Origin of the sequence: Pseudomonas sp. RL_5y_Pfl2_69, assembly GCF_963970465.1 — a bacterium.
Lineage (GTDB): Bacteria > Pseudomonadota > Gammaproteobacteria > Pseudomonadales > Pseudomonadaceae > Aquipseudomonas.
Genome location: NZ_CAXAOU010000005.1, coordinates 1 through 26,196, shown reverse-complemented (window position 1 = coordinate 26,196; position 26,196 = coordinate 1). Strand labels below are relative to the sequence as shown.

25 protein-coding genes and 1 rRNA gene are annotated in these 26,196 nt (G+C 58.6%); 12 read left to right on the top strand and 14 right to left on the bottom strand.

All coding sequences use genetic code 11. The features are described 5' to 3' along the window. Nucleotides 1-169: 169 nt before the first annotated feature. Both AACY07_RS10375 and AACY07_RS10370 read right to left on the bottom strand, forming a co-directional pair. Nucleotides 170-1,024: a MaoC family dehydratase gene (locus AACY07_RS10375; RefSeq protein WP_339474697.1), complete on the bottom strand. Its 855-nt coding sequence runs from the start codon at nucleotides 1,022-1,024 to the stop codon at nucleotides 170-172. Between the two features lie 3 nt (nucleotides 1,025-1,027). Further along, on the bottom strand, nucleotides 1,028-2,380 hold the full coding sequence (locus AACY07_RS10370; protein ID WP_339474695.1) for a 3-oxoacyl-ACP reductase: 1,353 nt from the start codon (nucleotides 2,378-2,380) through the stop codon (nucleotides 1,028-1,030). Between the two features lie 122 nt (nucleotides 2,381-2,502). Here AACY07_RS10370 and AACY07_RS10365 point away from each other — a divergent pair, with 122 nt between their 5' ends. Next, on the top strand, nucleotides 2,503-3,777 hold the full coding sequence (locus tag AACY07_RS10365; RefSeq protein ID WP_339474694.1) for an acetyl-CoA C-acetyltransferase: 1,275 nt from the start codon (nucleotides 2,503-2,505) through the stop codon (nucleotides 3,775-3,777). Nucleotides 3,778-3,831: 54 nt separating this feature from the next. On the opposite strand, the gene AACY07_RS10360 is transcribed toward AACY07_RS10365, so the two are convergent. After that, nucleotides 3,832-4,863 carry a bile acid:sodium symporter family protein gene (locus AACY07_RS10360; RefSeq protein ID WP_339474693.1) on the bottom strand — a complete coding sequence of 344 codons (1,032 nt, stop codon included), beginning with the start codon at nucleotides 4,861-4,863 and terminating at the stop codon, nucleotides 3,832-3,834. An 82-nt stretch (nucleotides 4,864-4,945) separates the two neighbouring features. On the opposite strand from AACY07_RS10360, the gene AACY07_RS10355 reads away from it, so the two are divergent. Beyond that, nucleotides 4,946-5,740, top strand: a complete 795-nt coding sequence (locus AACY07_RS10355) for an AraC family transcriptional regulator (protein ID WP_219262829.1) — start codon at nucleotides 4,946-4,948, stop codon at nucleotides 5,738-5,740. A 141-nt stretch (nucleotides 5,741-5,881) separates the two neighbouring features. After that, nucleotides 5,882-6,775, top strand: a complete 894-nt coding sequence (locus AACY07_RS10350; RefSeq protein WP_133079608.1) for a PA4780 family RIO1-like protein kinase — start codon at nucleotides 5,882-5,884, stop codon at nucleotides 6,773-6,775. Between the two features lie 177 nt (nucleotides 6,776-6,952). Here AACY07_RS10350 and AACY07_RS10345 read toward each other — a convergent pair whose 3' ends face one another. Next, nucleotides 6,953-7,816, bottom strand: coding sequence for an MBL fold metallo-hydrolase (locus tag AACY07_RS10345; RefSeq protein ID WP_339474690.1), 864 nt, complete (start codon nucleotides 7,814-7,816; stop codon nucleotides 6,953-6,955). 92 nt (nucleotides 7,817-7,908) lie between these two features. On the opposite strand from AACY07_RS10345, the gene AACY07_RS10340 reads away from it, so the two are divergent. From AACY07_RS10340 to AACY07_RS10330, 3 genes are all read left to right on the top strand, one after another. Next, nucleotides 7,909-8,238, top strand: coding sequence for an ArsR/SmtB family transcription factor (locus AACY07_RS10340; protein ID WP_133079610.1), 330 nt, complete (start codon nucleotides 7,909-7,911; stop codon nucleotides 8,236-8,238). Between the two features lie 70 nt (nucleotides 8,239-8,308). Beyond that, nucleotides 8,309-9,874 (top strand): TIGR01244 family sulfur transferase, encoded by a 1,566-nt coding sequence (locus AACY07_RS10335; protein WP_339474688.1) that lies wholly within the window; start codon nucleotides 8,309-8,311, stop codon nucleotides 9,872-9,874. A gap of 8 nt (nucleotides 9,875-9,882) precedes the next feature. Further along, nucleotides 9,883-10,683: a sulfite exporter TauE/SafE family protein gene (locus AACY07_RS10330; RefSeq protein WP_339474686.1), complete on the top strand. Its 801-nt coding sequence runs from the start codon at nucleotides 9,883-9,885 to the stop codon at nucleotides 10,681-10,683. 170 nt (nucleotides 10,684-10,853) lie between these two features. Here the strand turns inward: AACY07_RS10330 and cueR are convergent, their stop codons facing one another. From cueR to AACY07_RS10315, 3 genes are all read right to left on the bottom strand, one after another. After that, entirely contained in the window at nucleotides 10,854-11,255 is a 402-nt protein-coding gene (gene cueR, locus AACY07_RS10325; protein ID WP_133079613.1) for a Cu(I)-responsive transcriptional regulator, read from the bottom strand. Between the two features lie 12 nt (nucleotides 11,256-11,267). After that, nucleotides 11,268-13,655, bottom strand: a complete 2,388-nt coding sequence (locus AACY07_RS10320; protein ID WP_339474947.1) for a heavy metal translocating P-type ATPase — start codon at nucleotides 13,653-13,655, stop codon at nucleotides 11,268-11,270. Between the two features lie 96 nt (nucleotides 13,656-13,751). Continuing rightward, entirely contained in the window at nucleotides 13,752-14,132 is a 381-nt protein-coding gene (locus AACY07_RS10315) for a hypothetical protein (protein WP_133079615.1), read from the bottom strand. A 146-nt stretch (nucleotides 14,133-14,278) separates the two neighbouring features. Here AACY07_RS10315 and AACY07_RS10310 point away from each other — a divergent pair, with 146 nt between their 5' ends. Both AACY07_RS10310 and AACY07_RS10305 read left to right on the top strand, forming a co-directional pair. After that, entirely contained in the window at nucleotides 14,279-14,479 is a 201-nt protein-coding gene (locus AACY07_RS10310; protein WP_133079616.1) for a heavy-metal-associated domain-containing protein, read from the top strand. Between the two features lie 147 nt (nucleotides 14,480-14,626). Continuing rightward, nucleotides 14,627-15,823 (top strand): multidrug effflux MFS transporter, encoded by a 1,197-nt coding sequence (locus AACY07_RS10305; RefSeq protein ID WP_133079617.1) that lies wholly within the window; start codon nucleotides 14,627-14,629, stop codon nucleotides 15,821-15,823. Nucleotide 15,824: 1 nt separating this feature from the next. Here AACY07_RS10305 and AACY07_RS10300 read toward each other — a convergent pair whose 3' ends face one another. Together AACY07_RS10300 and AACY07_RS10295 are read right to left on the bottom strand one after the other, a co-directional pair. Further along, nucleotides 15,825-15,995, bottom strand: coding sequence for a hypothetical protein (locus AACY07_RS10300; RefSeq protein WP_339474685.1), 171 nt, complete (start codon nucleotides 15,993-15,995; stop codon nucleotides 15,825-15,827). Between the two features lie 123 nt (nucleotides 15,996-16,118). Continuing rightward, the gene (locus AACY07_RS10295; protein ID WP_339474684.1) at nucleotides 16,119-17,132 is read right to left on the bottom strand and encodes a zinc-binding alcohol dehydrogenase family protein; all 1,014 of its coding nucleotides are present in this window, start codon (nucleotides 17,130-17,132) and stop codon (nucleotides 16,119-16,121) included. Between the two features lie 124 nt (nucleotides 17,133-17,256). Here AACY07_RS10295 and AACY07_RS10290 point away from each other — a divergent pair, with 124 nt between their 5' ends. Continuing rightward, complete coding sequence (locus AACY07_RS10290; RefSeq protein ID WP_339474683.1) at nucleotides 17,257-18,174, top strand: LysR family transcriptional regulator; 918 nt, start codon at nucleotides 17,257-17,259, stop codon at nucleotides 18,172-18,174. Between the two features lie 133 nt (nucleotides 18,175-18,307). Here AACY07_RS10290 and AACY07_RS10285 read toward each other — a convergent pair whose 3' ends face one another. From AACY07_RS10285 to AACY07_RS10265, 5 genes are all read right to left on the bottom strand, one after another. Further along, on the bottom strand, nucleotides 18,308-19,261 hold the full coding sequence (locus AACY07_RS10285) for an adenosine deaminase (RefSeq protein WP_133079625.1): 954 nt from the start codon (nucleotides 19,259-19,261) through the stop codon (nucleotides 18,308-18,310). Nucleotides 19,262-19,359: 98 nt separating this feature from the next. Beyond that, nucleotides 19,360-20,046 (bottom strand): SDR family oxidoreductase, encoded by a 687-nt coding sequence (locus AACY07_RS10280; protein ID WP_339474682.1) that lies wholly within the window; start codon nucleotides 20,044-20,046, stop codon nucleotides 19,360-19,362. 157 nt (nucleotides 20,047-20,203) lie between these two features. Beyond that, on the bottom strand, nucleotides 20,204-20,806 hold the full coding sequence (locus AACY07_RS10275; protein ID WP_339474681.1) for an IMPACT family protein: 603 nt from the start codon (nucleotides 20,804-20,806) through the stop codon (nucleotides 20,204-20,206). A gap of 13 nt (nucleotides 20,807-20,819) precedes the next feature. Beyond that, the gene (locus tag AACY07_RS10270) at nucleotides 20,820-21,470 is read right to left on the bottom strand and encodes a TetR/AcrR family transcriptional regulator (RefSeq protein WP_326427434.1); all 651 of its coding nucleotides are present in this window, start codon (nucleotides 21,468-21,470) and stop codon (nucleotides 20,820-20,822) included. A 56-nt stretch (nucleotides 21,471-21,526) separates the two neighbouring features. Next, nucleotides 21,527-22,447, bottom strand: coding sequence for a LysR family transcriptional regulator (locus AACY07_RS10265; protein ID WP_133079623.1), 921 nt, complete (start codon nucleotides 22,445-22,447; stop codon nucleotides 21,527-21,529). A gap of 124 nt (nucleotides 22,448-22,571) precedes the next feature. Here AACY07_RS10265 and AACY07_RS10260 point away from each other — a divergent pair, with 124 nt between their 5' ends. The 3 genes from AACY07_RS10260 to AACY07_RS10250 form a co-directional block, all read left to right on the top strand. Further along, entirely contained in the window at nucleotides 22,572-23,921 is a 1,350-nt protein-coding gene (locus tag AACY07_RS10260) for an aspartate aminotransferase family protein (RefSeq protein WP_019825761.1), read from the top strand. An 83-nt stretch (nucleotides 23,922-24,004) separates the two neighbouring features. Further along, nucleotides 24,005-25,498 (top strand): CoA-acylating methylmalonate-semialdehyde dehydrogenase, encoded by a 1,494-nt coding sequence (locus tag AACY07_RS10255; protein ID WP_133079624.1) that lies wholly within the window; start codon nucleotides 24,005-24,007, stop codon nucleotides 25,496-25,498. Nucleotides 25,499-26,064: 566 nt separating this feature from the next. After that, a 16S ribosomal RNA gene (locus tag AACY07_RS10250) occupies nucleotides 26,065-26,196 on the top strand; the annotation flags it as partial.

The window sequence follows — 26,196 nt, the reverse complement described above, 5'->3', positions numbered from 1 at the left end:
AGCTTGCGACTGAACGGCTTTTGGCGCAAGCGAAAGGCACATTTGGCAGGCATCACACACCTTGTGGGAGCGTGGCTTGCCCGCGATGGCAGCAGCACGGTTTGCCTGTCACCGCGCAGCGTCTGCATCGCGAGCAAGCCCGCTCCCACAGGTCTTTGGACAGCAGACGCTAGCTGATCGGTCGCCAATTACCGGTCATGTGCACCAGATCGCCATGCCCGTTCAGCTGGAAATCACCACTGGAACCCGCTTCGCTGCAGCGCAAAATCACTTCGCTGGGCAGACGTACCGGCTTTTTGAACGCGACAAAGATCTCGACATTGGCGGCTGGCAGGTGCGAATTCAATGCCGCCAGGGCACGGGTTTTTATCCACAGGCCATGGGCGATGGCGCTGGGCAGGCCAAACAGTTTGGCGCTGGCCGCACTGAGGTGAATGGGGTTGTAGTCGCCCGACACCTTGGCGTAGCGGCGGCCAATGTCGGTGGGGGCGTACCAGCGGGTCAGCTCGTTCAGCACCACCGGCCCGGGGGCGGCGGTTTCAGGGGGTTCCCCCGGCAGCTCGACGCCTTTGCACAGCAGCGTGCTTTCGGCCTCCCACAGCGGCCCGAGCATGTCGTCCACCTGGGTGACCACCTCAAAGGTCGCCCCCTTGGGGTGCTTTTGCAGGTTGTGCACAAACACGCCGATACGCAGCTGCGTCACGCTGCCCATGGGCCGCAGCAACCGTACCCGATTGGTCAGATGAATCAGCCCAAGCAGTGGGAAGGGGAAGTCCTTGCTGGTCAGTAATTGCATTTGCAGCCCGAAGGCCAGGATATGGGGGTAGGTGGGCGGGAGTAGTGGGCTTGGCGCCAGGGCGCACACCTCCCTGAAGGCTGCCAGTGCCGTGGGCTCAACTTCCACCCAGCAGCGCAAACCCTGCTCCGGCAAGATGCTGCCGGTGATTTTGCGCCGGGTGGCGGCGTGGGCGTACAGCGCGGGCAAGTGCGGTGGGCTGGCGAGGTCGAGCCACTTCACGGTCATGGTTCATGCTCCCAGAATGCTTTGTCCGCACACCCGCAGCGCTTGACCGCTGACGGCGCCCGACCCCGGCTGCCCGAGCCAGGCCACGGCTTCGGCCACGTCTTGCGGCAGGCCGCCCTGGCCCAGGGAGCTCATGCGTCGACCCGCTTCACGCAAGGCGAAGGGAATATGCGCAGTCATCTGGGTTTCGATAAACCCGGGGGCCACGGCGTTGATGCTGATGCCGCGTTCGCCCAGCAAGGGGGCCCAGGCTTGAGCCAGGCCAATCAGCCCGGCCTTGCTGGCGGCGTAGTTGGTCTGACCGCGATTACCGGCGATACCGCTGATGGAGGCGAGCAGAATCACCCGGCCGTTATCGCGCAAAGTGCCACTGTCGAGCAGGGCTTTGGTCAGCACCTGCGGGGCGTTGAGGTTGACCGCGAGCACGGAGTCCCAGAACTCGGGCGTCATGTTGGCCAAGGTCTTGTCACGGGTGATGCCTGCGTTGTGCACCACGATGTCGACACCGTCAGCCAGGTGCTCGACCAGTTCTTCAGCGGCATTGGCGGCACAGATATCCAGCGCGATGCTGTGTCCGCCCAAACGGGCGGCCAGCGCATCCAGGTCGGCCTTGGCGGATGGCACGTCGAGCAGGATCAAGTGGGCGCCATCCCGGGCCAGGGTTTCGGCAATCGAGGCGCCAATTCCTCGGGCCGCCCCGGTCACCAATGCCTTGCACCCGGCCAGGGGGCGGGTCCAGTCCTGTACCTGGGAGGCGCAGGCCGTGAGGCGAAGCACTTGCCCACTGATAAATGCACTTTTGGGCGAAAGGAAAAACCGCAGTGCGCCTTCAAGTTGATCTTCAGCACCTTCACCGACATACAGCAGTTGCAGGGTGCTGGCGTTGCGCAGTTCTTTAGCCAGTGACCGGCTGAAACCCTCAAGCGCACGCTGGGCGCTGGCAGCAAATGGGTCACTTAATGTTTCAGGTGCACGGCCCAGAATCACCATATGGGTGCTGTGTTCCAGACTGCGCAGCAGTGGCTGGAAAAACTCGCGCAGTTGCTTGAGTTGGTCGGTGTGCAGCAGCTCGCTGGCGTCGAACACCACGGCCTTGAGTTTTGGTCCCTGGCCAGGAATCCAGGGGGTTGCGAGCAACGGTTCGGGGCCGTAGCTGTAGACGGCGTCGGTGAGTTTGCTGGCAAAACGGTTCACCTGTTCGGCCAGTGCCCCGCCGCCAATCAATAGCGGGCCTTCGACGGGGCGCAGGCGCCCGGCTTGCCAGCGTTCCAGTCGTCCCGGTGACGGCAGCCCCAACGCGCCGACCAGACGCTGGCCGAGGGATGAGTTGACGAAGTCGATATAACGGTCTGACATGGAACACTCTCCGACAGATGGGGTTCAAAGGGTTGACCACAAACAGGCCGTGGTCGTTCGTTATCAGCGATAAGACCTACGCTTGTAACGATTAATGGATTCAAAAGAATAGGGGCAATCGTATGAGTCTGCGTCGTGTAGCAATTATTGGTGGTAACCGAATCCCGTTTGCCCGCTCCAACGGGCCGTATGCGACCGCCAGTAATCAGGACATGTTGACGGCCGCGCTGGAGGGGTTGATCGAGCGTTACAACCTGCACGGGCTGCGCATGGGGGAGGTCGTGGCCGGGGCGGTGCTCAAGGATTCTCGGGATTTCAGCATGACCCGTGAGTGCGTACTGGGCTCACGGCTGTCGCCGAAAACACCGGCCTATGACCTGCAGCAGGCCTGCGGGATGGGGCTTGAAGCGGTATTGCTGGTGGCCAACAAGATTGCCCTGGGGCAGATCGACTGTGCGATTGCCGGGGGAGTGGACACCACATCCGATGCGCCGATTGGCCTTAATGACGGCCTGCGTAAATGGTTGCTGCAGTTCAATCGCACCAAGGCGCCTCTGGATAAGCTCAAGACCTTGCTGCAATTGCGTCCGGGTTTTCTGAAACCCGAGTTTCCCCGTAATGGCGAGCCCCGCACCGGGCTGTCGATGGGCCAGCACTGCGAACTGATGGCGCAAGCCTGGAGCATCCCAAGGCTTGAACAGGACGAACTGGCGCTGCACAGCCATCAGGCGTTGACGGCGGCCTATCACGCAGGCTGGGAAGATGACTTGCTCACGCCTTTCCGGGGTTTGAGCCGCGATAACAACCTGCGTGCCGACTTGACCCTGGAGAAGCTGGCCGCCCTTAAGCCTGTGTTCGAGCGCAGTGCCAAAGGCACGTTGACGGCGGGCAACTCCACGCCACTGACCGATGGCGCTGCCGTGGTGCTGTTGGGCAGCGAAGAGTGGGCCAGGGAGCGCGGCCTGCCGATTTTGGCGTATTTGCGTGATGGCGAAACTGCTGCTGTTGATTTCGTGCATGGAGCGGAAGGTTTGCTCATGGCGCCGGTGTATGCAGTCCCACGGCTGCTGGCGCGCAATGGCCTGACTTTGCAGGATTTTGACTACTACGAAATTCACGAGGCTTTTGCTGCGCAGGTGCTGTGTACGTTGAAGGCCTGGGAGGATGCGGCCTACTGCAAAAGCCGGCTCGACCTGGATGCACCGCTGGGCTCGATTGATCGCAGCAAGCTCAACGTCAAGGGCAGCTCGCTGGCGGTGGGGCATCCGTTTGCGGCGACAGGAGGGCGGATCGTGACCAATATGTCCAAGCTGCTCGCCACTGCCGGGCAGGGGCGAGGGCTGATCTCGATCTGCGCGGCAGGTGGGCAGGGCGTTACCGCAATCCTTGAGCGGTAGCCGCATGTGGGTGGCAGCGGGCTTGCTCGCGATGGCATCACCGCGGTGTGGCTGTTACACCGCGGCGTCTGCATCGCGAGCAAGCCCGCTTCCACTCGTGTTGTATTTGCGAGTGGCGTAGCTTTCTGCCATCACCGAGCACACGATCAACTGCAGCGGGTGGTAGATCATGATCGGCAGCAAAATCAGGCCCAGGCCAGGGTTGGCGCCAAAGATCAGGGCGGCCATCGGCGCGCCGGCAGCCAGGGATTTTTTGCTGGCGCAGAACACGGCGGCAATTTCATCGCTGGTGCTGAACTTCAAGGCACGGGCAGTGCGGGTGGTCATCCACAGGATGACGGCGAGCAGGACGGCACTACCGATCACGGCGCTGATAATCACCGAGGTGCCTTGTTGTTGCCACATGCCCGAGACCATCGAGTTGCAGAACGCTGCGTAAACCAGCAGCAGAATCACCACTTTGTCGCAGATGTTGGTGTAGCGCTTGTGGCGGGCGAAAAAACGTCCGAACAGCGGGCGTACCAGTTGGCCAAGGACCAGGGGCAACAGGAGCATGGCGCACAGATCGAGCAGGGTTGAGCCCAGGTCGATGCCGCCCGCGCCGCTGCCAACCACCAGGCTGACGAGCAATGGGGTGATGAAAATCCCCAGTACGCTGGACAGGCTGGCGTTGAGAATCGCCGCCGGTACGTTGCCGCCTGCGCTGCCGGTGAGTGCGACCGAGGAGGAGATGGTCGAAGGCAATGCGCACAGGTAGAAGAAGCCCAGCATCAGCAGCGGTGGAACATGGGTGCCCAGCAGCTTGTCGGCGATGACCCAGATCAGCGGGAAAACGATGAAGGTGAAGCCCTGAACCATGAAGTGCAGGCGGATGTTTTTCAGGCCGTGGCGGATTTGCTCGCTGGACAGGTTGACCCCGTGCAGGAAAAACACCAGGAACACACCGATGTTGATTACCCACTCAGCGTGCATCCCGCCGCCAGTACTGCCGAAATGCGGAAACACATAGGCCAGAAATGTCGCTAGCAGCATGCCGCACAGAAACCAGTCGGTGAACATTCGTTTGAGATGTTTAAGCACAGGCATCGTGGGCACCGGGACATTGTAAGAATTAGTGACTTAGCCTAACGTCGCAGGTATCTGACGTCTTGCGATATAAGGCCAATCAATGCCGCCAAACGGACAACGTGGACTCCAGCGCGCCATTCCAGTGCTTGATGCACTGCCACGGCCGCTGTATGCCCGGGCCGAAAGCCTGGGCGCAGGTTCCTGGACGCCACGTCATCGGCATGATTGGGTGCAGTTTTCATACGCGATCAGTGGCGTGTTGGGGGTGCATACCGACGAGGGCAGCTTTTTTGCACCGCCGCAGTGGGGGATCTGGATTCCCGCCGGGCTGGAGCATGAGGTCATCACCTCGATGCGTGCCGAAATGCGCAGCCTGTATGTACGTCGTGAGGATTGCCTTTGGGCGCCCGGCCAGTGCCGGGTGCTGGAGGTCACGCCGCTGGCACGGGAGCTGATCAAAGGTTTTTGTGCATTGCCCGCCGAATACCCCGAGGGCGGCAGCCCTGAGCAAAGGTTGGTGGCGGTGTTGCTGGATCAATTGGCGAGCCTGCCTGAGGTGGGTTTTTCGCTACCGCTGCCACGCCATGGGCGTTTGCTGGTGCTGTGCAATGAATTGATCGAAACCCCCGATGCCGACGTCAGCCTGAGCCTGTGGTCGGATCGTCTGGGCATGTCTGAAAAAACCCTGATGCGGTTGTTCCTGCGTGAAACGGGCTTGAGTTTTCGCAGTTGGCGTCAGCGGGTACGACTGCTGTCTTCGTTGCAGGTGCTGGAGGAGGGTGGTCATGTCACGCGTGCGGCGTTGTCGTGCGGGTATGAGTCGACGTCGGCATTCATCGCGGCATTTAAAAAGATGTTCGGCTATACGCCCGGCGAGTTATTTCGCCAGGGCTAGGCAGCGGGCCCATTAGTCGGTGCTCTTGACGGATTGCTCGTCTATCATTCAAATCGTTTGCCCTCTCCCCGTGGTGAGTGGATTGCCGTATAACGAGTGACATTCGCGTGTTTGGTAATAAAGGACCCACAATAAAAGCTGATGAAGACTCCAAAACGCTTAGAACCCCTGATCGAGGACGGTCTGATCGACGAGGTGCTGCGCCCACTCATGAGTGGCAAAGAAGCAGCTGTGTACGTAGTCCGCTGCGGCAATGAGCTGCGATGCGCCAAGGTTTATAAGGAGGCTAACAAACGAAGTTTCCGCCAGGCCGCCGAATATCAGGAGGGTCGCAAGGTTCGCAACAGCCGTCAGGCCCGAGCGATGGCCAAGGGCTCCAAGTTCGGTCGTAAAGAAACCGAGGATGCCTGGCAAAACGCCGAAGTGGCTGCGCTGTTTCGTCTGGCGGGCGCCGGTGTTCGGGTTCCAAAACCGTTCGACTTCCTTGAAGGCGTGCTGTTGATGGAACTGGTGGCGGATGAGTACGGCGATGCAGCCCCACGACTCAATGACGTGGTGCTGGAACCGGACCAGGCTCGCGAGTATCACGCGTTCCTGATTCAGCAGATTGTGCTGATGCTGTGTACCGGTCTGGTCCACGGAGATTTGTCCGAGTTCAACGTACTGCTGACGCCGACCGGCCCGGTGATTATTGATCTGCCACAGGCTGTCGATGCCGCGGGTAACAACCACGCATTCAGCATGCTGGAACGTGACGTGGGCAACATGGCTTCTTACTTCGGGCGTTTTGCGCCGGAACTTAAAGGAACCAAATACGCCAAGGAAATGTGGGCGCTTTACGAAGCTGCCACCTTGCACCCTGGCAGCGTGTTGACGGGCGAGTTTGACGAGCCGGACGAGCTGGCCGATGTGGGCGGTGTCATGCGCGAGATCGAAGCTGCCCGTCTGGACGAAGCGTTCCGTCAGGCCGTGCGTGCTGCAGATGACGCGCCACCGAGCAAGTCTGAAGAGCCGCCTCCACCGTGGATGCAGTGATTGGCTAAATAAAAAATCCGGCTCAGGCCGGATTTTTTTTACTTCAATGCAGCCCTGTGGGAGCAGGCTTGTTGTGGGAGCGGGCTTGCTCGCGATGGCATCACTGTGGTCATACCGGTAGACCGCGTTCTCTGCATCGCGAGCAAGCCCGCTCCCACACGCACAGTAATTGTGTGGCTAAAAACGGTTCAGCGGCACCTTCAGGCTGCACAGGCCGGTTTCATCGGCGGGCGGCAGGTTACCGGCCCGAATGTTGATTTGAATGGCCGGAATCAGCAGTGCCGGAACCCCCAGCGTCGCGTCGCGAGCGGTGCGCATCTCGACGAAGCCCGTCAGGTCGATGCTGTCGTTGACATGAATATTGTTGGCTCGCTGCTCACCCACCGTGGTTGACCATGTGGCCTCACGCCCTGCTGGCGGATAGTCATGGCACATGAACAGTCGGGTCTGGACCGGAAAGGCCAGCAGACGCTTGATCGATTGGTACAACTGGTGCGCATCGCCTCCCGGGAAGTCGCAGCGGGCCGTGCCAACGTCGGGCATAAACAATGTGTCGCCCACAAACAGACAGTCGCCCTCAACCTGATACGCCATGTCGGCCGGGGTGTGCCCCGGCACGTGCAGTGCGCGTACCTGTAGCCGTCCAATGTGGAACAGCTCGTCCGGTTCCAGCAGCCGGTCGAACTGCGAACCGTCGAGCTTGAACTCGGGCTCAAGGTTGTAGATGTCGCGAAACACCCCTTGTACCTGGGTGATTGCCGCGCCAATACCAATCTGTCCGCCCAGTTTTCGCTTCAGGTAAGCGCTGGCAGACAGGTGATCGGCGTGGGCGTGGGTTTCCAATAGCCATTGCACCTTCAGGCCCTGTGCCTGCACGTAAGCAGCAATGATGTCTGCACCGGTGGTACTGATGCGCCCGGCGGCGGCATCGTAGTCGAGCACCGGATCGATGATTGCGCACTCGCTGGCGCCAGCTTCATGAACCACGTAGCTCACGGTCGACGTTGCAGGGTCGAAAAATCCTTGAATTTCGGGGTGCATGACGGGCCTCGTGTTTGTCAAAAAATACTCAATATATTGAAACATATATTATCGGGTCGTAGACTGTCGACTATCACGTCCCGGAGCTTTTCATGACTGCTCAGTTAACCAGCGAAGAAATCGGACTTCTGCGCGACTCTGCATCCAAAGCCTGCACCCTTCTCAAAGCCCTGGCCAATGAAGACCGACTGCTGTTGCTCTGCCAGTTGACCCAAGGTGAGCGCAATGTCGGCGAACTTGAAGCCCTGACGGGCATCCGGCAGCCCACTCTTTCGCAACAGCTTGGTGTGTTGCGCGATGAGGGCATGGTCAATACCCGAAGGATGGGGAAGTACATTTTCTATTCCCTTGCCAGCTTTGAAGTGGTGTCTGTGATGCAAACCCTGTCAGGCCTGTATTGCGGCCAGGCGCTTAAAAAATAGCGCAACCTCATTCCCCTGGCTGACATCGCCCAACCTATTCCATTCATTTTTGTTGTGCCTGGAGTGCTCAATGGAGCAAAGCATCAAGCGAATCGACACGTCATTTTCTGTGGCCGGTCAAATCGGGCAGTCTGATCTCCAGTCTTTGGCAGCACTGGGTTTTGCCAGTGTGATCTGTAACCGTCCGGATCATGAAGGCGGCCCAGACCAACCCGGGCACGCATCGATACAGCAGGCGGCGCAGGCCCTGGGGCTGAGCTTTGCTTACCTGCCGGTACTCAGCACGGGTGCGACCCCTGAGCAGGCGCAGCAGTTGCGTCATTTGCTCAATGAGCTGCCAAAACCCGTTCTGGCGTATTGCCGCACAGGCAATCGCTCATCAAAGCTCTATCAGGCGGCGACTCAAGCCCCGCGTGAGGCCAGGCTGTACGATGTTGTCGTGGTCGGTGGTGGCTCGGCCGGTATCTCGGTGTCGGCCAGCTTGCTCAAGCGCAACGCGTCATTGCGCATCGCCGTGATCGAACCCAATACAGAGCACTACTACCAGCCCGCGTGGACGCTGGTTGGCGGCGGTGCCTTTGATGTCAAGGACACGGTTCGCCCGACTGCAGCCGTAATGCCCAAAGGTGGTGTCTGGATCAAGGCGTCGCTGTGCGCCTTCGCCCCGCAACGCAAGGTTGTGCTGCTCAGTGATGGTACTGAACTGGGGTATCAGCAATTGATCGTTTGCCCGGGGTTGCAACTGGCCTGGGAGCATATCGAGGGCCTTGAAGAGACCTTGGGCAAGAACGGCGTGACGTCCAACTATCGCCATGACCTGGCGCCCTATACCTGGGAGCTGGTGCGCACCCTGAAGGGCGGCAAAGCGCTGTTCACCCAGCCGGGAATGCCGATCAAGTGCGCGGGGGCTCCACAAAAAGCCATGTACTTGTCCTGTGATCATTGGCGCAAGCGTGGCGTTCTGGATTCGATGGCCGTTGAGTTCAATCTGGCGGGGGCGGTGCTGTTTGGCGTGCCGACCTTCGTCCCTCCACTGATGAAATACGTTGAGGCCTATAAGGCCCAATTGGCCTTCCAGTCCAATCTGGTCAAGGTCGACGGGCCAGGCAAGACCGCCTGGTTTGATGTAACCGACGCAGACGGTGGCGTGACCCGCGTTGAGAAAGCGTTCGACATGTTGCATGTGGTGCCACCCCAGCAAGCGCCCGACGTTATCCGTCGCAGCGAGTTGGCGGACAAAGCGGGCTGGTTCGAGACCGATCCGGCAACACTGCAACACCCACGCTACCCCGACATTTTCGCCCTTGGCGATGTCTGCAACACACCCAATGCCAAAACCGCGGCAGCGACTCGCAAGCAAGTGGTCGTGGTGGCCGAGAACCTGCTCGCCCTGCGCAAGGGGGCGGCTTTGCCCAAGCGCTACGATGGCTATGGCTCATGCCCGCTGACCGTCGAAAACGGCAAGGTCATCCTGGCCGAATTTGGTTATGGCGCAAAACTGCTGCCCACCTTTGCCCTGGACCCGACCGTGGCCCGCAAGTCGGCCTGGTGGCTCAAGGCAACGTTTCTGCCCTGGTTCTACTGGCAAGGCATGCTGAAAGGGCGCGAGTGGTTCACTGACTGCAAACCGGACTGAACCTGACCATGTTGATTATTCTGTTAGGCATGTTGGTGGGTGTCGTGCTGGGTTTGACGGGGGCCGGTGGCGGTATTCTGGCCATACCGGCGTTGACCCTGGGCCTGGGGTGGACACTGGCGCAAGCCACGCCGGTGGCATTGCTGGCGGTCGGTACGGCAGCGGCACTGGGCGCGCTGGACGGGCTGCGCAAAGGCCTGGTGCGCTACAAGGCCGCCGCGTTGATGGCGATTGTGGGTTCGATGACTTCGCCGATCGGGCTGCACCTCGCCAGATTGATCCCCGCCAGGGCGCTGGTGTTGATGTTCAGCGGGGTCATGATGTTCGTCTCCGTGCGTATGTTTTTGCAGGCCAGAGCTGATGCGCGCGAGAGTGGCAGCCTGGGGGCAATAGAAAAAAACTGCATGCTCAATCCTGCTACCGGGCGGCTGACCTGGAATGCCCGCTGCAGCATGACGCTGGTATCGATTGGTGCCACCTCGGGTTTGCTGACGGGGTTGTTGAGTGTGGGGGGCGGATTCCTGATCGTACCTGCGTTTCGAAAATTCAGTGACGTGCGCATTCATGCCGTGGTCTCCACCTCGCTGATGGTGGTGGCACTGGTATCGCTGGGCACCTTGGGCAATCTGATGAGCCAGGGTGTGAGCTTGTCGAGCGAAGGCGTGATGTTCATCGGCGCCACCCTGACCGGCATGATTGCCGGTCGGGTGATTGCCCCCAGGGTTTCGGCCCAATGGCTACAGCAAGGCTTCGCGACGTTATGTGCGGTGATAGGCCTGTTGATGCTCGCCAAGGCAGTCCTGACGTAAGCCCCGAACTTTCGTAGCAGCTGCCGAAGGAACGAGGCTGCGTCCGATTGCGAAGCAATCGTAAAATCAGCGTGCACTTTTTAACTGAAACACCGCGTTGCCTGAATTTACGACGGCTTTGCCGCCGGACGCAGCCTCGTTCCTTCGGCAGCTGCTACGGGGCTTTTTGTTCAGCCGACACAACAAGCACTCTCAAGATCCTTGAGAATCGGGCAGTCAGGGCGATGGTCGCCCTGACAGCTCTCGACCAGTTCGTGCAACGTATCGCGCAGGCTGGTCAGTTCGGCGATTTTTTGATTCAACTCATCAATGTGCTGACGCGCCAGCGCCTTCACATCGCCGCTGGCGCGCTGGCGGTCTTGCCAGAGTGTCAGCAGCTTGCCGACTTCTTCCAGTGAAAACCCAAGGTCACGGGAGCGTTTGATAAACGCCAGGGTGTGCAGGTCGTCACTGCTGTAGAGGCGGTAGCCGCTGTCGCTGCGGCTGGCGGGTTTGAGCAGGCCGATGGACTCGTAATAACGAATCATCTTGGCGCTCAAGCCGCTTTGTTTGGCGGCTTGGCCAATATTCATGGGGTTGCCTCCTTATTCAAGATCCTTGGGCTTCCAGAATTTAAGCAGCAATGCGTTGCTGACCACACTGACGCTGGAAAATGCCATGGCCGCACCCGCCAGTACCGGGTTCAAAAAGCCGAAGGCGGCCAGTGGAATACCGATCACGTTATAGATAAACGCCCAGAACAGGTTTTGACGAATCTTGGCGTAGGTCTTGCGGCTGATCTCCAGTGCGGCCGGCACCAGTCGCGGGTCGCCGCGCATCAGGGTGATACCCGCTGCATGCATGGCCACGTCGGTGCCGCCACCCATGGCGATGCCAATGTCGGCGGCGGCAAGTGCCGGGGCGTCGTTGATGCCGTCGCCAACCATGGCCACCACGCCGGTTTTTTTCAGTTCAGTTACCGTTGCGGCCTTGTCAGCGGGCAACACTTCGGCGTGAACATCGGTAATTCCCAGCGCCTCGGCAACCACTTTCGCGCTGCCACGGTTGTCGCCTGTCAGCAGATGGCTACTGATGTGGCGTGCACTGAGCTGCTGGATCGCCGAGAGGGCGCCGGTTTTCAGTGTGTCACCAAAGGCAAAGAGGCCCAGCACTTGGGGCTGCGGGCTTTGCTCTATCAGCCAGGACAGCGTGCGGCCTTCGGTTTCCCAGGCCTTGGCGGACTCGGCGAGCGAACCCGGACTGAGGCCGGTTTCTTCCAGCAGGCGGCGGTTGCCCAGCGCCAGGCGACGGCCTAGCAGGGTGCCAGCAATACCTCGCCCGGTAAGCGATTGGCTGTCCATGACATCCGGTACCTTCAGGTTGCGTGCGGCGCAGGCATCCAGAACGGCTTTGGCAAGCGGGTGTTCGCTACCGCGTTGCAGGGCGCCAGCGGCTTGCAACAACTGCGCTTCATCGCCGTCCAGTGCGCTGAAGTGGGCAATTTGCGGGGTGCCAGAGGTCAGGGTGCCGGTTTTGTCGAAAACCACGGCGCTGACTTCATGGGCGCGTTCGAGGGCTTCGGCATCCTTGATCAAAATCCCGTAACGGGCCGCAACGCCAGTGCCGGCCATGATCGCAGTGGGCGTTGCCAGGCCCAGGGCACAAGGGCAGGCGATAACCAGCACAGCCACGGCGTTGATCAACGCAGTTTCAATCGGCGCGCCATAAAGCCACCAGCCGAGCAGTGTCGCGAGGGCAATCAGCAGGACCACGGGTACGAACACCTGGCTGACTTTATCCACCAGTTTCTGGATCGGGGCTTTCGCGGACTGAGCGTCTTCGACCAGGCGGATAATGCGCGCCAGTACGGTTTCAGTGCCCAGGGCCAGGGTTTTAATGATCAACCGGCCCTCGCCGTTAATGGCGCCTCCGGTGACTTTATCCCCAGGCTGTTTGGGGACTGGCAGGCTTTCACCGCTGATCAGGGCTTCGTCGGCATGGCTTTGGCCTTCAACCACTTCGCCATCTACGGGAAAGCGCTCACCAGGTTTGACCAGGACCCAATCATTCAGGCGCAGGTCACTGATGGCGACGTCTTGCTCCTGCCCGTCGACCACACGCAGGGCGCGCTCTGGTCGCAAGGCTTCCAGGGCGCGGATGGCGCTGGCAGTCTGGCGTTTGGCGCGGCTTTCGAGGTATTTGCCCAGCAGCACCAGTGCAATCACCACCGCCGAAGCTTCGAAATACAGATGGGGCATGCTGCCGGGCTCGGCAATCGCCCACTCGTAAAGGCTCAGGCCATAACCGGCACTGGTGCCCAGTGCCACCAGCAGGTCCATATTGCCGGCACCGGCTTTGACGGCTTTCCAGGCGGCCACGTAGAAGCGTGCGCCGAGGATAAATTGTACCGGGGTGGCGAGGACGAACTGGGCCCAGGCGGGCAGCATCCAGTGCACGCCCAATGGTGCGAGCAACATCGGCAATACCAGCGGCAACGCCAGCACAATGGCCAGTGTCAGCGCCCAGCGCTCGCGGTGCAGACGTTTTTGCTGATCATCCTCGCTCGCTTTGGCAGTGTGGTGAACGCTGGCGCCATAACCGGCCTGACTGACAGCGTTTATCAGCAGGGCGGTATCGACTTGGCCGAGCAGCTCGACATGGGCACGTTCGCTGGCGAGGTTAACGCTGACGCTCTTGACTCCCGGCACCCTGGCCAGGGCTTTTTCGACGCGGCCTGCGCAAGAGGCGCACGTCATGCCGCTGATATCCAGTTCCAGGCTGTGGGCGGGTACGCTGTAACCTGCCTGTTTCACGGCCTCGACCAATGCCGGCAAACTGTCCACAGGCGCCTCGATGCGGGCCTGTTCAGTGGCCAGGTTGACGCTTGCCGAACGCACGCCGGGTACTTTGGTCAGGGCTTTTTCCACACGCCCCGCGCAACTGGCGCAAGTCATGCCATCAATCGGCAGATCGAATTGGGTGGGCACGAGCAGTCCTCCTCAAGAAGTTATCTATCCATAGAATCGACCTTGACCCCATGGGAAGGTCAAGGGCTCTTGCTGTTCGTCAGGTTTTCCTTTGTGCCGCGCTCAATATTCCAGTTTGGCGGGCTTGAGGTACATGCCTTGCTTGCCAAGGGCGATACGGTATTTGCGCACGTCCCCGGCCTTCAGGGTGAATTGCTGCGCGGGCGGTACCAGCATGCCGGGCAAGCAACCGGGGGCTTGTCCGGGTAGAAGTTTGAGGCGGATATCAACGCTGGCCGCCGGCAAGTTGAAAGCCAGCGCTTGTTCCTGAAACAGTCGACCGGCCAGTTGATCATCGATGTACACACCGACCTCGCAGTTGGTCGGCACTTCAAGGCGCTCGCGGGAAATGATCAATACACCGTAGTCCTGATCGGCATTTACCCACAGCGGCAAACTGGCGAGACCCAAAAGGCTGACTAGGCTCAAAGCGGTCCGGCGCATGACTAAGTATCCTGTTTTATATCCCGAGGCTTGCAGCTTGGCCGAGCAGGGCATGGATTGCCAGTCAGCGCGTGAAACAACGGGCTTGACCTTGCCACGATGGAAAAGTTGAAGCTGTAGCCATATCTCAGACAGGAGGCGTGATCATGCAAACGTTCAAAGTAGAGGGTATGACCTGTGGCGGCTGTGTTGGTGCAGTGACCCGTGCGGTTCAGGCTGTGGATAAAGACGCGAAGGTCGAAGTGGATCTGGCGGGCAAAACCGTAAAGGTAGACAGCAAGGTGTCCCCTTTGCAGATTATTGATGTGATCACCAATGCAGGTTTTGAAGCGCGTACAGCGCATTGAAATGCAGGTGATCACCCGATTGCGGGGTAGCGGTATTCCGACAAGGCCAAGGCAGTTTATTAGCTAGCTGGCTATCTTTATGTTCAAGTTCGGTATCCACGGCTAGACTATCGGGCTGCGCTAATTGCAGCCCGATCTGGATACCTGATGAACCTTCGAACAATCTTGATTCTTGGTGCCCTGAGCGCCTTCGGTCCCCTGGCGATCGATTTCTACCTGCCCGGGTTTCCGGCAATGGCTCAAGCCTTTGCGACAGATGAAACTCAAATTCAACTCACTCTGGCGGTGTACTTCCTGGGCCTGTCTATCGGGCAACTGGCGTATGGACCTGTGGCAGACCGCTTTGGGCGGCGCGTGCCACTGCTGGTGGGTGTTGGCCTGTTCACGGTTGCATCGCTGGCGTGCGCCTTTGCCCCGACATTGGAGTGGCTGATTGGCGCGCGGTTTGTCCAGGCACTCGGCGGCTGTGCTGGCATGGTGCTCTCACGGGCAATTGTCAGTGACAAATGCGATGCCGTGCAGTCGGCCAAAGTGTTTTCGCAATTGATGTTGGTGATGGGCCTGGCGCCGATCCTGGCGCCGATGCTGGGCGGATTGCTGGTCAACCTGTATGGCTGGCAGTCGATTTTCCTGGTGTTGACGGTGTTCAGTGCGTTGGCGGCAACAGCCGTAGCGCTGGGCCTGCCTGAAAGCCTTCCTGCCAACGTGCCGCGCCAGCCGCTGTCCGGCGCATTGCGTCAATACGGGCGGTTGCTCAAGGACCGCGAGTTCCTGGGGCATGCGCTGACCGGGGGGATCGCAATGGCCGGGATGTTTGCCTACATCGCAGGTTCGCCTTTCGTCTTTATCAAACTGTATGGCGTACCCGCCGAGCATTACGGCTGGCTGTTTGGTACCAACGCAGCCGGTTTTATTCTGGTGGCGCAACTGAACGCCCGCCTGTTGGCCAAGCGTGGCCCGGCCTTTTTGCTGGCGCGCATGGTGTGGGTGTATCTGGCGGCCGGGCTGGTCTTGCTGGGTGTCAGCACCTTGCATACCGCGCAACTGTGGCCGTTACTGATCCCGTTGTTTATCTGTATCGCCAGTTTGGGCTGCATCATTCCCAACGCTTCGGCCTGCGCCATGAGCGGGCAGGGTGCCCGAGCCGGCAGTGCATCGGCGATGCTGGGTTGTCTGCAGTTCAGCGTAGCGGCGGGAGCAGCGTCATTGGTGGGGGTATTGCACGATGGCAGCGCGATGCCGATGGCGATTGTCATCACCTTGTGCGGAGTGCTGGCGGTCGGGCTGGCGATGGCGACCCGGCGCCTGTACACCGCCCGGATCGCCGCCCAGCAGTCGATCTGATTCAGCCTGCCAAACGTGCAGGCAGGATATGCGGGGCTTGCAGGCGAGATTGCAACGTGTCCACAAAGGCTCGGGCCTCGGACTCGCTGCGAAAATTGACGGCTTGTTGGTCGATTTGAACCTGCCATTGGCAGTTACGGGATCTTGCTAACGCTCGTATCAGGATTTTCATGACTGGCCTCCTTCGGTTCGCAAAGGAGGCCAGTGTATGCCGAAATACTTGGGTAAATATGTCCGGGGTCAAGTCTCTGACTGACGGTTGAAAGTTGGCCGCATCAGTCCCGTGTCGCCTTAATCAGAACCCTTCGAGCACAATTTTGCCTTTGGATTTGCCGCTTTCAAGCAGCGTATGGGCGCGACGCAGGTTGGCGGCGTTGATGGTGCCGAAGTGCTCGCCGACGGTGGTGCGCAGGATACCTGCATCGATCAGGTCGGCGACCCGATTGAGCAAGTGATGCTGCTCGATCATGTCCGCGGTTTCGAACAGTGAGCGGGTGTACATGAACTCCCAGTGCAGTGACAGGCTCTTGCGCTTGAGCTTGGTAACGTCAAGCGCCTTGGGATCGTCAATCAGTGCCAGCTTGCCTTGAGGTGCCAGGGCTTCGACCAACTGATCCAGATGCTGGTCAGTCTGGGTCAGGCTGGCGACGTGGGTGACGGCATTGATGCCGTGGCGCTTGAGTTCCTCGCTCAGTGCCTGGCTATGGTCGACAACGATGTCGGCGCCCAGCTCGCGGACCCAGGCTTGGGTTTCGGGGCGCGATGCGCTGCCAATCACCTTGAGTGCGGTCAGTTTGCTGGCCAGTTGCGTGAGGATCGAGCCTACCCCGCCTGCTGCGCCGACAATCAGCAGGCTCTGCTGCTCATCATTTCCACCTTCGGCCACACCCAGTCGCTCAAACAACAGCTCCCATGCGGTGATGGCGGTCAGCGGCAGCGCGGCTGCCTGGGCAAAGTCGAGGCTTTTTGGCATGTGCCCCACAATTCGCTCATCGACCACATGGCGCTCGCTGTTGGCCCCGGCCCGGGCGATGGACCCGGCGTAAAACACCTTGTCGCCAACCTTGAATAGGCTGACGTCACTGCCCACCGCCTTGACGACCCCGGCCACATCCCACCCCAGAACTTTGGCAGCGTCGGCTTCTGGCTGTACGTTCTGACGGACCTTGGTGTCCACCGGGTTGACGGAGATGGCTTTGACCTCGACCAGCAAGTCCCTTGGGCCGGCGACCGGCTCAGGCAATTCAATGTCTTGCAGGGCCAGCGGGTCTTGAATGGGCAGCGAATTGTAGTAAGCGACAGCTTTCATCGGACATGTCCTGAAGAGGGGTAAGAATCTGGTAGTGATAATTCGCTATTTCGCAGCACGATAAAACCGGCTAAAAGAGCAGTCTCTTTCAATATTTTTTTGATAATGGCCGAGTGAACCCTGGATGCTGCGTTTTGATGATCTGCAATTGTTCGTTCGCGCGGCTGATTTGGGCAGCCTGTCGGCCGCTGCCCGAGTGATGGACATGTCGCCTGCGGTGGCCAGCGCGGCACTCAAGCGGATAGAGGCGCAATTGGGCGCTCGATTGCTGGCGCGCTCAACTCGCAGTTTGCGTCTGACGGCCGAAGGCGAAGGCTTTCTCGAATATGCCCGTACGGCATTGAGCAGTCTTGACGAAGGGCGGCGCTTGTTGGCGCGTGGGCAAGATCAAGTCAGCGGTGTGTTGCAGTTGTCGGCCCCTTCGGATTTTGGACGTAATCTGTTGCTGCCCTGGCTGGATGAGTTTCAACGTGAGCATCCGCAACTGACTGTGCGCCTGTTATTGGGCGACCGGATTGCCGATCTGTTTCGCCAGCCTGTGGACATCGCTTTGCGTTACGGCGAACCGGAAGACTCCAGCCTGGTGGCACTGCCAGTTGCCCCGGACAATCGGCGGGTGCTGTGTGCATCGCCCGACTACCTGGCGCGCAAGGGGGAACCGCGTCAGCTCGAACAACTGCTGCAACACAATTGCCTGTTGTACATGCTCGGCACGCGGGTCCACGACCATTGGCAATTCAATGATGGCAAGCGTGAGCTGGGGCTGACCGTAACCGGCAATCGTTTTAGCGATGATGCTGACGTGGTGCGTTTGTGGGCAGTCGCCGGGGAGGGCATTGCCTACAAGTCATGGCTGGATGTGGCGGGCGATGTAACTGCGGGCAGGCTCAGGGTGCTATTGCCTGAGTTGGTGTGCGAACGGGCGCCGCTCAATCTGCTGTGTGGTCATCGTGCACAGTTGAGCAAGCCGGTGCGTTTGTTGCGCGACATGCTCAGTGAAAGGTGTGCGGTGTTGAGCAAGTTGTACCCGGGAAAACAGTAAAACTGTTGTGGTACTGACGGTGATGCAGTTTCAGATGTCTGTGGGAGCGGGCTTGCCCGCGATGGCATCAACTCGATCAGGCAGACACACCTGATGGTCAGCATCGCGAGCAAGCCCGCTCCCACAGGGGGTGTTACGGCTTGACCAGCCGCGCATCCAGGCCGTTTTGCGCCAGGCGTTTGGCCTGGTCCTGGGTCATGCCTAGGTCGGTGTAGAGCGCGTGGAAGTTCTCGGTCATGTAACCGCCGAAGTAGGCCGGGTCATCGGAGTTGACCGTGACTTTCACGCCGCGCTCAAGCATGTCGAGAATGTTGTGCTGCGACATGTGATCAAACACGCAGAGCTTGGTGTTGGACAGCGGGCACACGGTCAACGGGATTTGCTCGTCGATAATGCGCTGCATCAAGCGTTCATCTTCAATGGCGCGGACGCCGTGATCGATGCGCTGAATTTTCAGCAGGTCGAGGGCTTCCCAGATGTACTCCGGTGGACCTTCTTCACCGGCGTGGGCGACAGTCAGGAAGCCTTCGTGGCGTGCCCGGTCGAATACGCGCTGGAACTTGCTGGGCGGGTGGCCCATTTCTGAACTGTCGAGACCAACGGCGACAAATGCATCGCGAAACGGCAGTGCCTGGTCGAGGGTTTTTTCTGCTTCTTCTTCGCTCAAATGGCGCAGGAAGCTCAGGATCAGGCCGCTGGTGATGCCCAGTTGCTGTTCGCCATCCTTGAGTGCGCTGGCAATGCCATTGAGCACGACTTCGAACGGAACACCACGGTCGGTGTGGGTTTGCGGGTCGAAGAACGGTTCGGTGTGAATGACGTTCTGTGCCTTGCAGCGCAACAGGTAGGCCCAGGTCAGGTCGTAGAAGTCCTGAGAGGTGCGCAGTACGTCGGCGCCTTTGTAGTAAAGGTCGAGGAATTCTTGCAGGTTGTTGAAGGCATACGCCTTGCGCAAGGTTTCGACGTCGTTCCAAGGCAAGGCGATTTTGTTGCGCTCTGCCAGCGAGAACAGCAACTCTGGCTCTAAAGAGCCCTCAAGGTGCATGTGCAGTTCAGCTTTCGGCAGGGCATTGAGCCAGTCATACATAAAAGGTTTTCTCATCAAATCGGGTGCAGATGGCGTCATTCTACAGGCGGGAGGCGACGTAACTCGTAAAAAACCTCCCGCCATTTGTCGCAGGCGGCTTACCAGGGAATCGTCTGGCCCTTGTAATCGACAAAGTGATGACCGCCTTTGCCGGCAAACGCCTTGACCTGTTCGACCAGGCCGCGAGTGCTGGTCTGGACGTCAATGTCCGCGCCTTCGCCCCCCATATCGGTTTTCACCCAGCCCGGATGCATGGACAGCACGGTTGGGTTGTTGTCGCCCAGTTCGTAGCGCACAAACGTATTGGTCATAGAGTTGAGTGCCGCTTTGCTGGCCTTGTAGAGGGCCAACTCAGGGGCGTCAGGATGAGTGACGCTGCCGAGCACAGAACTCATAAAGGCCAGTACCCCACTGTCTTTACGGACCTTGCTGACAAACTCGCGGGCCAGATTGATCGGCGCCACGCTGTTGGTGAAAAACAGCTGCCCCACCTCGGCCAGCGTCGCGTTGCCCGACAGTTGATCGTCCGGGCCTTTGACACCGGCGTTCACAAACAGCAGGTCGAAGACTTCGTTGCTCAACGTGTTGCTCAATGCCTTGATGGCTTGCTGGCTGTCCATGTCCAGTCGCTCTATGCGGACTGGACCCAGGGCTTTCAGGGCTTCCGCTTTTTTGGGATCGCGAACAGTCGCAGTGACGGTCCAGCCATCAGCGAGCAACTCTTTGACCAGACCCAGGCCCAGGCCACGTGAAGCTCCGATGATCAGTGCATGTTTTGCCGTCATGAGTAGCGTCCTATAGAAAGGTGATAAGAGTTGGCTAAAAAGCGTACAAGTGCTTGAAACCTATGGTGTGTAAGGGCTGCAGCGCTATGTGCTCAGGTTATCCACAGGCGGGTGCACAGTGAATGTGGGCAACTATGGATGCAGGAAAGTAGCACTTTTACTCGTCAGCTTTGAAGGTGTGGCGCTGCAGTAAAATTCTGCCGCGGCTGAGGCCAGCCAGTTGTAGCTGTGCAGGGGCAATCTGTTCTTCGGCCAGCGCCAGTTGCAGGTCAACGCCATTGGCGGTGAATGTTTCATCGATGATCAGGCCGTTCAGTTCGCAGATGCGCAGTTTGACCAGAGCAAGCTCACTGAAACTGCAGGCGCAGGAGAGGGCTACTCGACTGACCAGGGGCAGCTTTTCGGCGCTTTGCAGGCATTTGTTAGCGCCACCGCCATAGGCGCGAGCCAGTCCGCCGGTGCCCAACTGAATTCCGCCATACCAGCGGATGACCAGCACCGCGACCTGGTCGCAGTCCTGAGCCTCAATGGCTGAGAGTATCGGGCGACCGGCTGTACCGCCTGGCTCGCCATCATCGCTGCTTCGGTATTGGTCCCCGAGCTTCCAGGCCCAGCAATTGTGCGACGCATCAAGATCGCTGTATTGCTCGATAAAATCGAAGGCTTGCTGGGCACTGGTGATGGGCGCAGCGAAGGTAATAAAGCGGCTTTTACGGATTTCTTCGCGGTACTCGCAAAGTCCCGTCAGGGTCGAAGGCATGTCGGTTCCAGGCTTAGACAGTGGGCGTCAGGCCGCAGCCTTTGAGAATGATACGAATCAGGTTGTCGCTGGCCGCTTGCATGTCCTGTTTGCTCAGGTGTGTGCGGCCTGATACACGGCAAATCTGTGTCGAAAAATCAGCGTAATGCTGCGTACTGCCCCATAACAGGAAAATCAGGTGCACGGGATCCACCGGGTCCATTTTTCCCGCATCGATCCAGGCTTGAAACACGGCGGCCCTGCCTTGAAACCAGGCTCTGTAGTCTTGAGTGAAGTACTCGGTCAGGCAGGCGCCACCGCTGATGATTTCCATGGCAAATACACGGGAGGCCTGGGGCTGTCGGCGGGAAAACTCCATCTTGGCGCGGATGTACTGTGTCAGGGCTTGAGCGGGGTCGTCTTCAGCGGTCAGGGCATTAAAGGTGCTGTCCCATAACTCGATGATATTGCTGAGAACCGCGATATACAGGCCCAACTTGTTAGTGAAGTAATAGTGCAGGTTGGCCTTTGGCAGCCCGGCGCTGAGTGCGATGGCGTTCATGCTGGTGCCTTTGAAACCGTGGCGGGCAAACTCGTCCTCAGCGGCCTTGAGAATGGCCTCTTCGTTTTTTTGTCGAATGCGGCTGGGAGGCTTGCCATCGTGGGCAGGGACGTCAAAGGTCATAGGTGTTCCAGGCTATCTGTGTGGGAGCATTCTGCACCGTAGCGAGACTTTTCACGTTAACGCGTCGCCTCAAGGCTCTCAAGGAAACTTTCCAGTACAAGATGCGGGCGACGCCCCTTACGCGTGACGGATGCGAGGCTCAGATCGTAGAAGCGTGTTTTTGCCTTCAGCGCCCGTAACCGGCCTTGCTGAACCCACAGGCTGGCGTAGTGATCGGGCAGATAACCGATGTAGCGTCCGGTCAAAATCAAAAAGGCCATGCCTTCGCGGTCCGACGCACTGGCGGTGCAGTTGAGCGCTTGGTAGTGAGCCTGAATATCGGAGGGCAGGCGAAAGGTGGGAGCGATGGCATCTTGATCATTAAGCCGCGCATCCGCCAATTGCCGGTCATCGACATAAAACAACGGATGGCCAACGGCGCAGTACAGCAAGGAGCGCTCGCTGTAGAGCGGTTGATATTCCAGTCCGGACAACGTGCTGGCCTGGGGCACGACGCCCACGTGCAGGCGCCCGTCGAGTACTCCCTGTTCCACTTCGTGGGGCGAAATCATGCGGATATGGATTTGCACATCCGGGCCGCGCTCTTTGAGTTGGGCCAGGGCATGGGTGATGCGCATATGGGGCAGGGTGACGAGGTTGTCTGTGAGGCCAATGGTCAGTTCGCCGCGCAAGTGCTGGTGCAGGCCGTTGACCTCTGTGCGAAAACTTTCAAGTGCCCCCAATAACTGTAGAGCCGACTGATAGACCTCTCGTCCTTCTTCTGTCAGCGAGAACCCCGCGCGACCACGCTGGCAAAGGCGCAAACCCAGGCGTTGCTCAAGGTCGCTCATTTGCTGACTGATGGCCGAGCGCCCGATACCCAGCACGGTCTCTGCCGCCGAGAACCCGCCGCACTCAACTACGCTGCGAAAAATGCGCAGCAATCGAATATCAAAGTCGCTGACTTGGGCCAGTGCATCGGGACGACGGCTGCTCATAGTTTAGTGCGCGCCTAACTAAAGGTTAGAAGAGTTGGATTTCATCGACTTTATAGGCGTGGCAATTTAGGTGCAACAACGCTTTCAACATCCGACGCCGCTTTCGCCTTGCGAGGTTTTGCTGATGAACATGCCCGAGAATGCCGAATTGAACCTGACCAGCCAGCTCAAACTGGATGCTCACTGGATGCCTTACACCGCCAACCGTAACTTCCATCGCGATCCGCGTTTTATCGTGGCCGCCAAAGGCAGTTATCTGACGGACGATAAGGGTCGGCAAATCTACGATTCGCTGTCAGGTTTGTGGACTTGTGGCGCAGGGCATACCCGCACAGAAATCCAGGAAGCCGTTGCCAAGCAATTGGGCACCCTCGATTACTCCCCGGCGTTCCAGTACGGCCACCCGCTGTCCTTCAAGTTGGCAGAAAAGATCACCGAACTGACACCGGGCAATCTCAATCACGTGTTCTTCACTGACTCGGGTTCGGAGTGTGCGGATACAGCGGTCAAGATGGTGCGTGCCTACTGGCGCCTGAAAGGTCAGTCGACCAAGACCAAAATGATTGGCCGTGCGCGTGGCTATCACGGTGTGAACATCGCCGGTACCAGCCTGGGTGGGGTAAACGGCAACCGTAAAATGTTTGGCCAGGCGATGATGGATGTCGATCACTTGCCGCACACATTGCTGGCAAGCAACGCGTTTTCTCGCGGCATGCCGGAGCTGGGCGGGATCGCCTTGGCTGATGAATTGCTCAAGTTGATCGAACTGCACGATGCCTCGAACATTGCGGCGGTGTTTGTGGAGCCTATGGCCGGTTCGGCCGGTGTGCTGGTTCCGCCTCAGGGGTATCTGAAACGCCTGCGTGAAATCTGCGATCAGCACAACATCCTGTTGGTGTTCGATGAGGTGATTACCGGGTTTGGTCGTACAGGTTCGATGTTCGGAGCTGACAGCTTCGGTGTAACGCCTGACTTGATGTGTATTGCCAAGCAAGTGACTAACGGTGCGATCCCTATGGGCGCAGTGATTGCCACCAGCGAGATTTATCACACATTCATGAATCAGCCGACGCCTGAGTATGCGGTTGAATTCCCTCATGGCTATACCTATTCGGCTCACCCTGTGGCCTGTGCAGCAGGTCTTGCAGCGCTCGATCTGCTGCAAAAAGAAAACCTGGTGCAGAGCGTGGCTGAAGTGGCACCGCATTTTGAGAACGCACTGCACGGTTTGAAGGGTGTGAAGAACGTCATTGATATCCGTAACTATGGTCTGGCGGGTGCAATTCAGATTGCACCGCGTGATGGCGATGCGATTGTGCGTCCGTTCGATGCTGCGATGAAGCTGTGGAAAGCCGGCTTCTACGTACGCTTTGGCGGTGACACCCTGCAGTTCGGGCCAACCTTCAACAGCAAGCCGCAAGACCTGGATCGTTTGTTCGATGCGGTCGGCGAAGCACTGAATCAGATCGACTGATCGCTTCTATATAGAAGCGACACTAATTGCACTCACCCAGGCGCGCAGCGTTCGCGCCTGTGGACAACTTTTCTGGAGTATCCATGAGCACCATTCAACACTTGATCAATGGCGAGTTGCTGAACGATTCCGGTCGCACCGCTGATGTGTTTAACCCGTCCACCGGTAAAGTGATTCATCAGGTTCCGTTGGCCAGTCGCGAGACAATTCAGCAAGCCATTGATGCGGCGAAAGCAGCCTTCCCGGCGTGGCGTAACACTCCGCCTGCCAAGCGTGCCCAGGTGATGTTCCGCTTCAAGCAATTGCTGGAGCAGAACGAAGCACGTATCTCCCAGTTGATCAGCGAAGAGCACGGCAAGACGCTGGAAGATGCTGCAGGTGAATTGAAGCGTGGGATCGAAAACGTTGAGTACGCCTGTTCAGCTCCTGAAATCCTGAAGGGTGAGTACAGCCGCAACGTAGGACCTAATATTGATGCCTGGTCGGATTTTCAGCCGCTGGGTGTGGTTGCAGGGATTACGCCTTTCAACTTCCCGGCCATGGTTCCTCTATGGATGTATCCATTGGCGATCGTGTGCGGTAACTGTTTCATTCTGAAGCCGTCGGAGCGTGATCCAAGCTCGACACTGCTGATCGCCCAGTTGTTGCAGGAAGCCGGTCTGCCTAAAGGCGTCATGAACGTGGTTCACGGAGACAAGTCTGCCGTTGACGCACTGATCGAGGCGCCGGAAGTTAAAGCGTTGAGCTTTGTGGGTTCAACTCCGATTGCCGAGTACATCTATGCGGAAGGCACCAAGCGTGGCAAGCGCGTTCAGGCACTGGGCGGGGCGAAGAACCATGCGGTACTGATGCCGGATGCGGATCTTGATAACGCGGTCAGTGCACTGATGGGTGCCGCTTATGGTTCGTGCGGCGAACGCTGCATGGCTATTTCGGTAGCGGTGTGTGTGGGCGATCAAGTGGCAGATGCCCTGGTAGCCAAGCTGGTTCCACAAATCAAGGCGCTTAAAATCGGTGCGGGTACTTCCTGCGGTCTGGACATGGGGCCATTGGTTACAGGGCAGGCGCGTGACAAAGTGAGCGGTTATGTCGACGATGGCGTGGCGGCGGGCGCCGAGCTGGTGGTTGATGGTCGCGGCCTGAGCATTAAGGGTCACGAAGAAGGCTTCTTCCTGGGAGGTTGCCTGTTTGATCGCGTGACGCCTGAGATGCGTATCTATAAAGAAGAAATCTTCGGTCCGGTGTTGTGCATCGTGCGGGTCAAGAGCCTGGAAGAGGCAATGCAACTGATCAATGATCACGAGTACGGCAACGGCACCTGTATCTTCACTCGCGATGGCGAGGCGGCTCGCTTGTTCTGCGATGAAATTGAAGTCGGCATGGTGGGGGTGAACGTTCCGTTGCCTGTGCCGGTTGCCTATCACAGCTTCGGCGGCTGGAAGCGTTCGCTGTTTGGCGATTTGCATGCTTATGGCCCGGACGGTGTGCGCTTTTACACGCGTCGCAAGGCAATCACCCAGCGCTGGCCGCAGCGGGCCAGCCATGAGGCATCGCAGTTTGCCTTTCCGAGCCTGTAAGGCTGGCGGTAGCTCTATATAGAAGAAGAGAGGCCAGCCGTCAGGCTGGCCTCTGCTTTTAGGGGCTTTAAAGGTTATATGACAGAAATGTGAAACAAGTGCTTGACCCAGAATTGTGACGGCCTATAATGCGCCCACTTCCGGCGCAGTCGAAACGTAAAACTCCTTGAGTTTCAATGAGTTGGATTGGTTTTCGGCAGTGTCAGCTTCAAGTCATCGAAGCAGGAAATGAGGTGTTGACAGCAGCGTGTAACGCTGTAGAATTCGCCTCCCGCTAACGAGAGATCGAAAGCGCAAGTGGTTGATGTTACAGAGGAAACTTTGAAAACATCTTAAAATAACCGCTTGACAGCAACAGAGGCTGCTGTAGAATGCGCGCCTCGGTTCAGCGAAAGCTAACCAACCGCTCTTTAACAACTGAATCAAGCAATTCGTGTGGGTGCTTGTGGAGTCAGACTGATAGTCAACAAGATTATCAGCATCACAAGTTACTCCGCGAGAAATCAAAGATGTAACCAACGATTGCTGAGCCAAGTTTAGGGTTTCTTAAAAACCCAAAGATGTTTGAACTGAAGAGTTTGATCATGGCTCAGATTGAACGCTGGCGGCAGGCCTAACACATGCAAGTCGAGCGGTAGAGAGAAGCTTGCTTCTCTTGAGAGCGGCGGACGGGTGAGTAATACCTAGGAATCTGCCTG